Here is a 12,866-nt window from a genome sequence, read left to right on the forward strand (position 1 = left end):
CAGTTGCAAAAGATACATAAAATCATCAAGGTGATGCTACTCTTATTTGTTGTCCTTATTTGCGCAGATATAAAAGTCTATGCAGAACCAGAAGATAGCGTAAAGGATTTGTTTGAGGAGCCAGCAGATAAAAACAACGAGACAAAGCAAACGCCTGAAAAAGAGACAGATGATGTCACTGCTCAGGAAAATACAACTGTGGGGATAACAGCCTGGGATGTCATAAAGATGATTTTTGCAACGATCTTTGTGATTGCACTTCTTTACTTTCTGCTGAAGTATATCAATAAGAAAAGCCATGGCTATAAAGATTCTCAATTGATTCAAAACATTGGAGGAGCGCCTCTTGGTGCAAACCGCTCTGTGCAAATGATTAAAGTTGGGGAACGAGTTCTTGTGGTCGGTGTAGGAGAAAATATTCAGCTGTTAAAAGAAATTGAAGACGAAGAAGAAGTTCGTCAAATCATCGAGGATTATAACAACAAAATGGAGCAGCTCATAAGCCCAAGCGATATTGTGACAAAGGTTCTTCAAAGAACAAAATCTCTAAATGTATTCGAGAAGGAAAAAGAAAATAGTTCATTTTCTTCCCTCCTGAAATCACAATTAGATAAGATTTCAAAGGAACGTAAGAAGTTATATGATGAAATGGAGAAGAAAGGGCCAGACGAAAGATGAATGAGTTTATGGAGTTTTTTAACACAAGCGACCCCGCTAACGTATCAACATCTGTGAAGCTAATGTTGCTTCTGACCGTAATGTCCTTAGCTCCGAGCATCTTGGTTTTAATGACTTCTTTCACTAGAATTGTTATCGTTCTTTCCTTTGTCAGAACGGCGCTTGCCACACAGCAAATGCCACCTAACCAAGTAATCATTGGCTTATCTTTATTTTTAACTTTTTTCATTATGGCTCCTACATTTCAGGAGGTTAATAAAGAAGCGTTAACCCCCTTGTTTAATGAGGAGATTACGCTTGATGAAGCGTATGAGCGGGCATCGATGCCGCTTAAGGAATTTATGAGTGCAAATACGAGGCAAAAGGATTTAGCTTTATTCTTAGAATATACAAAGGCTGAACGTCCTGAGTCCATTGCGGACATTCCATTAACGACATTAGTTCCGGCCTTCGCCATTAGTGAAATTAAAACGGCGTTTCAAATTGGCTTCATGATCTTTATTCCGTTTCTTGTCATTGATATGGTGGTTGCTAGTATCCTAATGTCGATGGGGATGATGATGTTACCGCCAGTTATGATTTCATTGCCATTTAAAATTTTGCTCTTTGTCCTCGTAGACGGATGGTATTTAGTTGTGAAATCCCTATTAGATAGCTTTTAAGCAGGTGAAAATGTATGACTCCAGAAAGTGTAATCTCAATCGCAGAGCAAGGGATATGGGTGGTACTATTGGTCAGCGGCCCATTGTTGGTACTGGCATTAGTTGTCGGATTGATTATTAGTATTTTTCAGGCGACCACTCAAATCCAAGAGCAGACACTGGCGTTTGTTCCAAAAATTGTTTCAGTTTTATTAGGAATTGTCTTCTTTGGAAAGTGGATGCTGAGTCATATGCTCTCCTATGCCAATGAGATATTCTCTAATTTAACTAGGTTTGTGGGATGAATATATGCTAGATATGGTTCCAGAATTTCCTGCGTTTTTATTAATATTTGTTCGAGTAACATCCTTTTTCTTGATGATGCCTTTCTTTTCGTATCGAACGATTCCGGCAACGCATAAGCTAGGATTTGGTTTCTTTCTTGCTTGGATTATGTTCTATACGATCGATGCACCGGTTCTTGAAATAAACGGTGCATACTTTTTATTAATCATGAAAGAAGCTCTTGTCGGCCTATTAGTCGGTTTTATTGCTTACTTAATTCTTTCAGCCATTCAAATTGCTGGGGGATTCATTGATTTTCAAATGGGCTTCGCGATTGCAAACGTAATCGACCCACAAACTGGTGCTCAAAGTCCTCTAACCGGTCAATACTTTTATATGGTTAGCTTACTTTTCTTACTTAGTGTAAATGGTCATCATCTACTTTTAGATGGTGTTTATCATAGCTATGAATTTATACCGATTGATCAACCGTGGATTTCTTTTGGTGATGAAGAAATTGTAATCTTCGTATTAAAAGCATTCAGTTATATGTTCATGATTGCCTTGCAAATGTCTATTCCGGTTGTTGGAAGTTTGTTTTTAGTCGATGTGGCCTTAGGAATTGTAGCTCGCACAGTACCTCAACTAAATGTATTCGTTGTGGGGCTACCAATAAAAATCGGCGTAAGCTTCATCATCATTATTGCCGTTATCGGGGTAATGATGGGAGTTGTCTCGCAAGTTTTTGAACAAATGCTGGTGACAATGAGAGGCCTTATGGATCTAATTGGAGGTTCATAAATGGATTTCGTAAGATTAAATTTACAATTTTTTGCTGGAGAGAAAACAGAAAAGGCAACACCAAAAAAGCGTCAAGATAGTAGAAAAAAAGGACAGGTTGCCAAAAGTCAGGACATAAATACAGCGATCGTATTGCTTGCTGTATTTCTCGTCCTAATGTTTGCCGGTAATTATTTTTATACTTCCTTATTGAATATATTTCGTCATTCCTATCAGGAATACATTGGCATGGACCTCACCGAAAAAAATGTACAAATGATTTTTCTCGATATTCTTGAAGAGTTAGTCTTTGTACTTGCTCCAATCATGGTTGTTGCTATGCTTGCCGGAGTGATAGCCAATTATATGCAATTTGGATTTTTGTTCTCAACAGAGTCAATTCAGCCTAAATTGGAAAAATTAGACCCAATCAAAGGATTTAAAAGAATCTTTTCGATGAGGGCGATTATTGAGTTACTAAAATCGATATTAAAAATTGTTCTAGTAAGTGTTGCAACGTTTTCGGTCCTTTGGATGCGGAAAGAAGAAATCCTAATTCTTGCGCAAAAGTCGGTTGGTGCAAGTCTTGCTACGATCGCGAATTTAACGGTGCAAATGGGATTAATCGCTTGTGTGCTTCTCATTTTCTTAGCAGTACTCGATTATTTATATCAAAAATATGATTTCGAAAAAAATATTCGAATGTCAAAACAAGATATAAAAGATGAGCATAAGAACATCGAAGGGGACCCGTTAATCAAATCTAAAATTAAACAACGTCAACGGGAAATGGCGATGAGGCGGATGATGCAAGAAATTCCGAATGCCGACGTCGTCATTACAAACCCTACCCATTATGCCATTGCGTTAAAGTACGATGAGCATAAATTGGATGCCCCTTTTGTTGTAGCAAAGGGTGTTGATTTTATGGCACAGAAGATAAAACTTATCGCCAAGGAAAATGAAGTCATAATGGTGGAAAATCGACCATTAGCGCGTGCCTTGTATAGCCAGGCGGAAATTGGGGATGTCATCCCAGAGGAATTTTTCAAAGCGGTAGCAGAAATTTTAGCGTATGTCTATCGCACGAAGAACAAAATCTAAATCACCATGATTAATTATTTGCCGGATATTCTAAAGACCGGTTTAGTTTTAGGGGTTGTGTTGTAGAGATGCAATCTTGATAGGGGGAACATCATGAAAGCGAAAGATTTATCTGTATTGCTTGCGGTTATTTTAATAGTGGCGATGCTCATAATCCCATTACCAACATGGTTATTGAGCTTGCTTATTATCGTAAATATCGCAATAGCATTACTGATTCTTTTAATATCAATGAATATCAATGAACCACTACAATTTTCAGTCTTTCCCTCGCTTCTATTATTAGTAACGTTGTTTCGATTAGGACTGAATGTATCGACAACTCGTGCGATCCTTTCTACAGGAGAGGGTGGTGGAGTAGTAGAAACCTTTGGCTCCTTCGTAATCGGTGGAAATATCGTTGTCGGATTAGTTGTATTCTTTATCTTGGTAATCATAAACTTCATCGTTATTACAAAAGGTTCAGAACGTGTTTCTGAAGTAGCGGCACGTTTTACATTAGATGCAATGCCAGGGAAACAAATGAGTATTGATGCGGACTGAAATGCCGGTATGATTTCAGAGCAGGAAGCCCGAAAACGACGTGAGAAGGTTAGTAGTGAAGCTGATTTCTATGGCTCTATGGATGGTGCCAGTAAATTCGTTAAAGGTGACGCCATTGCTGGTATCATCATTACACTCATAAACCTTGTCTTCGGGATTGTCATAGGTGCTGTACAGCTCGGACTTCCTTTAGCAGAAGCTGCAACAAGATTTTCATTGTTAACAGTAGGTGATGGGCTAGTTAGCCAAATCCCAGCCTTATTAATCTCTACTGCTACAGGTATTGTCGTAACAAGAGCAGGTGCATCAGATGGAAGCTTGTCACAGGATATTTCAAAACAGCTTCTTGCTCAGCCAAAAATGATGTACGTTACAGGCGGAACAATCATCGTATTAGGTTTATTAACACCAATTGGGATCGTCATTACATTACCAGTTGGTGGTTTACTCATTTTTGCTGGATATAAAATGTCCAGAACTCCTGTAGAAGAAAAAGAACCACTGGAAGAGCTAGATGAACAAACTCAGGCAGATGAAATGAAAAGTCCTGAAAGCGTCGTTAGTCTCCTAAATGTTGACCCAATTGAGTTTGAATTTGGCTATGGATTAATTCCTTTAGCAGACTCAAATCAAGGCGGGGATTTATTAGACAGAATTGTCATGATTAGAAGACAGCTTGCGATTGAGCTTGGACTCGTCATTCCAGTTGTACGTATTCGAGACAATATTCAGCTTCAACCAAATGAATATCGACTTAAAATCAAAGGGAATGAAATGGCAAGGGGAGAGTTACTACTCGATCATTATCTAGCCATGAGCCCTGGAGTTGAGGATGATTCGATCGAAGGAATTGATACAGTTGAGCCATCCTTTGGCCTGCCAGCTAAGTGGATTACCGAAGGAATGAAGGAGCAGGCTGAAATATTTGGCTATACAGTCGTCGATCCACCTTCCGTTGTATCCACTCACATCACAGAGGTCATAAAAGCGAATGCTTATGAGCTTCTCGGTCGACAAGAAACAAAGCAACTGATTGACCATGTGAAAGAAAGTTATCCAATTTTAGTAGAGGAAGTTACACCAAATCCTCTTTCTGTTGGAGAAGTACAGAAAGTGCTTGGCAAGCTCTTACGCGAAAATGTTTCAATACGAAATCTACCTATTATTTTTGAAACCTTGGCTGACTTCGGTAAAGTGACTTCTGATACAGACTTATTGACTGAATACACCCGTCAGGCGTTAGCGCGTCAGATTACAAATCAATATAGCTCAAATGGACAAACCCTAAAGGTTGTCACAGTCTCTGGAAAAGTGGAGAAAATCATTGCTGATGGTGTACAAACAACGGAACACGGAAATTATCTTTCCATTGATCCAAGTGTGTCACAAACTATCCTTGAATCGATTGCGAATCAAGTTGAGCAGCTTTCTTTAATGGAACAAACACCGATTGTGTTATGTTCACCGGCTGTGAGAATGTATATCCGTCAATTAACAGAGCGTTACTTTCCACAAATTCCGATTTTGTCCTATAACGAGCTAGAGGCCAATGTTGAAGTACAAAGCGTAGGGGTGGTGAACATAGATTGAAGGTAAAAAAATACGTGGCATCCTCCATGCCAGAAGCGATGAAACAAATTCGTACTGAATTAGGAAATGACGCGGTCATTTTAAATTCAAAAATCGTCTATACCGGTGGTTTTCTCGGTTTTTTTAGAAAAAAGAACATCGAAGTGATTGCTGCTATGGATCAGGTAGGGAAAATGGAGCCAAAGGTGAAAGAGAAGCCGAAGTTAGCTCCGATTTCTCAACCTGTGAAAAATCCTCCAATCGCTAAGCCTCAGGTGATCAGCACTCCAGAAAATAGACTAGATCGTCCATCTGGAGATTTACTCAATGAGTTAGCAGAGTTGAAGGCAATGGTGAAAAACATGAGCGCAACAGGTCAAGGTGGGATGTCCTACCCTGGACCTTTGGATGACCTAAGTCGTGAGCTCAAAAAGCAAGAAATTGAACCATATATCCGTGAAGAATTAATGTCTGTATTGTTAGAAAAATGGTATACCGTTGGTGCTGTATCCTCTGAGGAAGAGGTAAAAGCGTGGTGCAAGGATTTGATGAAGGAACGAATCTCTGGTCTGCCATATGGAGACATATCGTTTGCGAAAAAATATGTTAACGTAGTTGGTCCAACTGGTGTTGGGAAGACGACTACCTTAGCAAAAATAGCGGCGGATTCGATTCTTAAATTCCATAAAAAGGTCGCTCTCATTACGACTGATACATATCGAATTGCGGCGATCGAACAGTTAAAGATATATGCAAAAATATTGGCTATTCCTTTAGAGGTTTGTTATAACCTCGATGACTTTAGAAAAGCCTGCGAATCCTTTAAAGATTATGATGTTGTTCTAATTGACACTGCAGGGAGAAATTTTCGAAACGAACAATACGTGGTAGAATTGAAGCAAATTCTTGATTATGACAATGACATGGAAACCTTCCTTGTACTTTCTTTAACTTCAAAACAGAATGATATGGAAGAAATCTATAAACAGTTTTCAAGCATTGCAATTAACCAATTCATTTTTACAAAAATGGACGAAACTTCATCGTACGGTGCGATGTACAACATGATTGACAAGTATCGAATTGGAGCAGCTTATTTAACTAATGGACAAAATGTCCCAGACGATAAGGTGGCAGCATCAGCAGACGTGATTACCAATCTGATTCTTGGGGATGAAACGAAATGAAAGACCAAGCTGAGGCATTAAGAAAAAAGTTACTTCAAAAAGAACAAAAACCGATGATAGCCAAAACATTAGCCGTTGTTAGTGGAAAAGGTGGAGTAGGAAAATCGAACTTTTCGTTAAACTTTGCCATTACTTTATCTAAGAAGGGTCATAAAGTGTTACTATTTGATATGGATGTAGGAATGGGTAATATCGACATTCTATTAGGAAATAGTTCACAATATAGCATCGTTGATTTTTTTGATGAACAAGAATCTTTAAAGGATATTGTCACAGAAGGACCCAATGGCCTTCACTATATTGCTGGGGGAACAGGACTCAGTCGTCTTTTTAAGGTAGAAGAGCGATTAATGAATAAATTTACAGAGGAACTATCGGCGCTTTTCGAATATTACGAATATGTCATTTTTGATATGGGTGCAGGTGTAACAGAAGAGTCTCTTCACTTTATTCTATCGGTCGATGAAATCATTTTAGTAACGACACCTGAACCAACATCTGTAACGGATGCTTACTCGATGTTAAAGCATATTCATATGCTAAATGAACAAGTCCCATTCTTAATCGTTGTGAATCGAGCACTTTCTGAAGAGGATGGAGTTCAAACATTCAACCGACTAAAGATGGTTGCTAGAAGATTTTTAGATAGAGAAGTAAAGCCATTAGGAATGATTCCTGATGATCGAGCTATCCCGGCGGCGGTAAAGAAGCAAGTTCCATTTGTTATAAATGAAAAATCGGCAGCGTCGAAAGCCCTTATACAAATTGTCGACATGTATGAGAAACATAATTTCACAGAACTTCAACCAGCAAGAACTTTTCATTTTGTTTCAAAGTTGAAGCAATTTCTCTTTGAAAGGTAGTGCTACCCGTCATGCAAAAAATTAAAGTGCTTATTGTCGATGATTCAGCATTCATGAGAAAACTGATACAAGACTTTTTATCAGAGCATCCGTCCATAGAAGTAATAAGCACAGCTAGAAATGGGGAAGACGCCCTAAAAAAAATCAAGACATTGAGTCCGGATGTTGTCACCATGGACGTGGAAATGCCAGTACTAAATGGTATAGAAGCGCTCAAAAAGATAATGAATGAGCACCCAGTACCAGTATTAATGCTCTCTAGTACGACAAAGCAAGGTGCGGAAAATACTATCCAAGCTATGGCTTTGGGTGCTATTGATTTTATTGCAAAACCATCTGGAGCAATTTCTCTAGATCTTTATAAAGTAAAAGAAGAGTTAATTCAAAAGGTAATTTCTGCTAGTAAGGCGAATTTAACCCAGCTATCAAAGGATTCAAACGACGATTGTGTAAAAAGAACTATTCCACCTTCTGAGGAATGTAGTAAAATAGAACGAAAGGGACCATTATCTGGGACCCGTGAAAAAACTATTTCAAAAAAGCTTATCTGTATAGGAACATCGACTGGTGGCCCTAGAGCATTGCAGCAAGTTGTAACGAGACTTCCAAAAAATATAGATGTACCAGTATTTATCGTGCAGCATATGCCGGCTGGCTTTACAAAAAGCCTAGCAGAAAGACTTAATTCTCTCTCAGAATGTATTGTAAAAGAAGCGGTCGATGGAGAAATTGCTGAAAGAGGGACAATCTATATTGCTCCGGGGGGGTTCCACTTAACTGTCAAGGAAATGGGGACAAGCTTAAAAATCCAATTAGATGATGTTACTCCACCAAGAGGTGGTCATAGACCATCAGTTGATGTCATGTTTGAATCGATTAGCGATATCAAAACGTACTCGAAAATTGCAGTGATTATGACTGGAATGGGTTCTGATGGTTCACAAGGACTAATCGAATTAAAGAAAACTGGGGTAGTCACAGCTATTGCAGAATCTCAAGAGACATCCATTGTTTACGGAATGCCTAAGGCAGCCGCAGCAACAAAATTAGTTGACGAAGTTCAAAATGTAGAAAAAATTGCTGAAACAATTTTGAGATATATATAGAGTGTGTTCAAAAAGTCACGAAAAAGTATTTTCTCGGACTTTTTGAACCTCTTTACAAGTCGAGGGGGGTAAGACAAATGGAAATGAACCAATATTTAGAAGTCTTTATAGAAGAAAGCAAAGAGCATCTACAGAGTTGTAATGAAAGACTTTTGGACTTAGAAAAAAATCCAGAGGATTTGAACATTGTGAACGATATTTTTCGTTCTGCACATACATTAAAAGGTATGTCTGCAACAATGGGTTATGAGGATTTAGCAAGCTTGACTCACCAAATGGAAAACGTACTAGATGCTATCCGCAATCATAAACTATCAGTTTCACCTGAACTATTAGATGTTGTTTTTCAAGCTACCGATGATTTGGAAGCAATGGTATTCTCGATTGCAGATGGTGGAGATGGTAAGAGAGATGTAAAAGAAGTAGTCGAAAAACTTAAATTAATTGAAAAGGGTGAAAGCCCTTCTAAAGCAACTGCTAAATTAGAAGTGGCTGCTACCGCTACCGCACCTGTATCAGCAAAAGCAAAGAGTAATTATGATGAATTTGAATATACAGTTCTACAACAATCTAAAGAACAAGGTTTCGAAGCGTTTGAAATTACGATCGGCTTAAGAGAAGATTGCCTATTAAAAGCTGCAAGAGTCTACATGGTATTTGAAGTGCTAGAGAAGGTTGCAGAAGTTATTAAATCAACTCCATCTGTAGACCAATTAGAGGAAGAACAATTTGATCAAGAATTTACTGTATCTATTGTTTCTAAGGAATCTCAAGAAGACTTGCAGAAAATGGTCATGAAAGTATCTGAAGTTGAGAAGGTTGAAATTGCCCCAATTTCTCTTGATGGGAACAGAAGTAATCAAGAGGAAGTAGTGGAAGAAGTAATTGTTGATGAAGTTGCGAAGCCATCTAATGTTGAGACTTCAGAAGAGGAAAAGAAAGTTACAACTACTAGTTCAACAACGAAACAACCAAACAATAAAACGATCCGTGTCAATATTGAAAGACTAGATATATTATTAAACCTGTTTGAAGAGCTTGTCATTGACCGTGGAAGATTAGAACAGATTTCCAATGACTTAAAAAACCAAGAGCTTCATGAGACTGTTGAAAGAATGTCGAGAATTACAGGAGACCTACAAAATATTATTTTAAATATGAGAATGGTACCTGTTGAAACGGTATTCAATAGATTCCCAAGAATGGTACGTCAGCTTGCCCGAGATCTTGGTAAGAAAGTGAATCTTGAAATCATTGGCGCAGAGACAGAATTAGATCGTACTGTAATCGATGAAATTGGAGACCCACTTGTTCATCTAATTCGAAATGCATTGGATCATGGCTTAGAAACACCAGAAGTGCGTAAAGCAAATGGAAAGAACGAAGAGGGATCCGTTGTTCTTAAAGCATTCCATAGTGGAAATCACGTATTTATTGAAATCGATGATGATGGAGCAGGTATCAATCGTCGTAAGGTACTTGAAAAGGCAATTAAAAATGGAATCATTTCTGAACAAACAGCAGCGACTTTATCGGATAAAGAAGTATTCGATTTAATTTTCGCTTCTGGATTCTCTACAGCTGATAAGATCTCTGATGTATCTGGTCGTGGAGTTGGTCTCGATGTCGTGAAAAACACAATCGAGTCACTCGGAGGATCCATTTCAATCGATTCGAAAGAAGGAAAGGGTTCAACCTTCTCTATTCAATTACCACTTACATTATCGATTATTTCTGTCATGCTCGTGGAAATTGCAAAAGAGAAATTCGCTGTTCCGCTTTCATCGATTATCGAAACAGCGATCGTGAAAAAGAATGAAATTTTAAACGCACACAATCAAAAAGTGATTGATTTCCGTGGAAAAGTAGTTCCACTTTTATTCCTAAAGGATATCTTTGAGGTTCCTTCACAAGGCGAAGAAGATGATTTCTATTCTGTTGTCATCGTCAGAAAAGGTGACAAGATGGCTGGACTAGTCGTTGACTCCTTTATTGGTCAGCAAGAAGTCGTTCTTAAATCACTTGGAAACTATTTACAAAATGTTTTTGCGATTTCTGGTGCAACCATTCTTGGTGATGGACAAGTAGCATTAATCGTTGATTGTAATGCCTTGATAAAATAAGGAATCTTAAAGGAGAAGAGGAAGGTGACTGTAATGACCGAGACTTTAACAGATGACTTAAAATACATTGTTTTTCAACTAAAAGAAAAAGAATATGCAATCCCTGTTAACAAAGTACACTCCATCGAAAAGATTGAACATATTACGAGAGTTCCTGGTGTAAATCCTTATATTAAAGGTGTCTTAAACTTAAGAGGAGTCGTTACGCCAATTCTTGATTTACGTCTTCGTTTTGATATAGAGGAAGTGGCATACACAGATAGCACTAGAATCATCATTGTGTCATTTGATGATATGGAAGTAGGCTTAATTGTTGATACTGCAAATGATGTCATTGATATTAAAGCAGATGCGATTGAACCACAGCCTGAAGTAGTAGGTGTTGATGCAGCTGAATACATCAATGGTGTTGCGAAGCTTGATAAGCGATTGCTTATTCTATTAGATCTTGAAAAAATTCTACAACGTGATGATCTAAAAACTAATTACGGAAATGAAGGATAAATAGATGAGTTTCCTCGATAAATTTTCTACTGTCCATCTAGATGTGCTAAAAGAGGTGGGAAATATCGGTGCCGGCCATGCCGCCACCTCTCTTTCCACATTATTGAATAAAAAAATCGACATGAGAGTACCAAAGGTGAGAGTGGTCTCTTTTGATGAGATGATGGACATGGCTGGTGGTCCTGAAAATATCGTGGCAAGCGTCTTTTTAAGGATTGAGGGAGACGCACCTGGTAGTATGTTTTTTGTTCTTTCTATAGAGCAGGCAAATACCTTTATTAAACAAATGATTGATGATGTCCATTTTTCATTTGAAAACCCACCATATAATGAATTAGCAATGTCTGCTTTGCAGGAATTAGGGAATATTTTATCTGGTTCGTATTTGTCATCGTTATCCGATTTTACAAATTTGGATTTATACCCTTCAGTCCCGGCGTTAAGTATAGATATGGTTGGTGCAATTATTAGCTTTGGCTTAATTGAACTATCTCAAGTAAGTGATTATGCAATTGTAATTGACACTGCTTTAGACGATGATGACACCCATTCTTCGGAAAGTGTAAAAGGGCATTTTTTTCTTTTGCCCGATCCAGACTCCTTCGAGACGATTTTTAAAGCTTTAGGAGTAGCTGAAGATGAATGATACTGTTCAAATCGTGAAAGTCGGGATTGCTGATATGAACATTGTGACGACACCTAATCTCATTCGAACTTCTGGACTTGGTTCCTGTGTTGGAGTGGTCGTTTACGATCAGGCGAAGGAATTAGCAGGATTAGCTCATGTAATGTTACCTGATTCCTCACTAGCAAAAAGTGGAATATTGAACATAGCGAAATATGCTGATACTGCTGTGAAGGAGCTTGTTAGCCGAATGATTGATTTAGGCGCACGGAGCTATTCCATGAAAGCAAAAATTGCTGGCGGTGCTCAAATGTTTCAATTTACGAGTAGCAACGACATGATGCGGATTGGTCCTCGAAATGTCGAAGCAGTTAAGAGAGAGCTTGCTATGTTGAAAATTAGCTTAGTTGCAGAGGATGTTGGAGGCAGTAGCGGAAGAACGATCGAGTTTGATCCAAAAACATGCTTGCTTAATATTCGTACCGTTAATAAAGGGGTCAGAGATTTATAGTGGTGGAATCAGTCCTTTTTAAAAAGGGCTGATTTTTTCTGTACGCTGTTTTCTCATTGATTGTTGTTTTTTTCGTAAATGTCCTAAAGCCGACATTTACACCACCTACAAGGCGCTGCCACCTTCAAGTGGTTTAGTGCGACACATTTTTTTGCACGGCTCTTTTCGCTGGCATTTACTGTCCTTAAAAAGATATATTGTTAATCATTTAAATCAATTTATCTAAATGCAACAATTTTTGCGAAAAGAGCCTTTCTGTAAAACAATTATTGCCAAAAATATTTCATATTGGTCGTGAACAAATTTGAAGACATCTAATATGCTCACCATTAATTTGATATAATAGA

General features: G+C 38.2%; 12 protein-coding genes and 1 pseudogene. All 13 read left to right on the forward strand.

Annotated features, from left to right (window positions below):
- Positions 1-3: 3 nt before the first annotated feature.
- Positions 4-678, forward strand: a complete 675-nt coding sequence (locus FA727_RS03695) for a flagellar biosynthetic protein FliO (RefSeq protein ID WP_246041678.1) — start codon at positions 4-6, stop codon at positions 676-678.
- Entirely contained in the window at positions 675-1,340 is a 666-nt protein-coding gene (fliP, locus tag FA727_RS03700) for a flagellar type III secretion system pore protein FliP (protein ID WP_136829369.1), read from the forward strand. The genes FA727_RS03695 and fliP overlap by 4 nt, the downstream gene beginning before the upstream one ends.
- Before the next feature lie 14 nt (positions 1,341-1,354).
- Positions 1,355-1,624 carry a flagellar biosynthesis protein FliQ gene (fliQ, locus tag FA727_RS03705; RefSeq protein WP_136829370.1) on the forward strand — a complete coding sequence of 90 codons (270 nt, stop codon included), beginning with the start codon at positions 1,355-1,357 and terminating at the stop codon, positions 1,622-1,624.
- A gap of 4 nt (positions 1,625-1,628) precedes the next feature.
- Positions 1,629-2,405, forward strand: a complete 777-nt coding sequence (gene fliR, locus FA727_RS03710) for a flagellar biosynthetic protein FliR (RefSeq protein WP_136829371.1) — start codon at positions 1,629-1,631, stop codon at positions 2,403-2,405.
- Positions 2,406-3,488, forward strand: a complete 1,083-nt coding sequence (gene flhB / locus FA727_RS03715) for a flagellar biosynthesis protein FlhB (protein WP_136829372.1) — start codon at positions 2,406-2,408, stop codon at positions 3,486-3,488.
- Between the two features lie 93 nt (positions 3,489-3,581).
- A pseudogene (flhA, locus tag FA727_RS03720) lies at positions 3,582-5,621 on the forward strand (flagellar biosynthesis protein FlhA).
- Positions 5,618-6,787, forward strand: a complete 1,170-nt coding sequence (gene flhF / locus FA727_RS03725; protein WP_136829373.1) for a flagellar biosynthesis GTPase FlhF — start codon at positions 5,618-5,620, stop codon at positions 6,785-6,787. Before flhA ends, flhF begins: the two are co-directional and overlap by 4 nt.
- The gene (locus FA727_RS03730) at positions 6,784-7,650 is read left to right on the forward strand and encodes a MinD/ParA family protein (RefSeq protein WP_136829374.1); all 867 of its coding nucleotides are present in this window, start codon (positions 6,784-6,786) and stop codon (positions 7,648-7,650) included. The genes flhF and FA727_RS03730 overlap by 4 nt, the downstream gene beginning before the upstream one ends.
- A gap of 11 nt (positions 7,651-7,661) precedes the next feature.
- Positions 7,662-8,756 (forward strand): protein-glutamate methylesterase/protein-glutamine glutaminase, encoded by a 1,095-nt coding sequence (locus FA727_RS03735; protein WP_136829375.1) that lies wholly within the window; start codon positions 7,662-7,664, stop codon positions 8,754-8,756.
- 77 nt (positions 8,757-8,833) lie between these two features.
- The gene (locus FA727_RS03740) at positions 8,834-10,879 is read left to right on the forward strand and encodes a chemotaxis protein CheA (RefSeq protein WP_136829376.1); all 2,046 of its coding nucleotides are present in this window, start codon (positions 8,834-8,836) and stop codon (positions 10,877-10,879) included.
- Between the two features lie 33 nt (positions 10,880-10,912).
- Positions 10,913-11,383, forward strand: coding sequence for a chemotaxis protein CheW (locus FA727_RS03745; RefSeq protein ID WP_136831008.1), 471 nt, complete (start codon positions 10,913-10,915; stop codon positions 11,381-11,383).
- Between the two features lie 4 nt (positions 11,384-11,387).
- Positions 11,388-12,029 (forward strand): chemotaxis protein CheC, encoded by a 642-nt coding sequence (locus FA727_RS03750; RefSeq protein WP_136829377.1) that lies wholly within the window; start codon positions 11,388-11,390, stop codon positions 12,027-12,029.
- Entirely contained in the window at positions 12,022-12,519 is a 498-nt protein-coding gene (locus FA727_RS03755) for a chemotaxis protein CheD (protein ID WP_136829378.1), read from the forward strand. Before FA727_RS03750 ends, FA727_RS03755 begins: the two co-directional genes overlap by 8 nt.
- Positions 12,520-12,866 lie beyond the last annotated feature (347 nt).

The organism is Robertmurraya kyonggiensis (assembly GCF_005116465.1).
In the GTDB taxonomy this organism is placed as follows: domain Bacteria; phylum Bacillota; class Bacilli; order Bacillales; family Cytobacillaceae; genus Robertmurraya; species Robertmurraya kyonggiensis.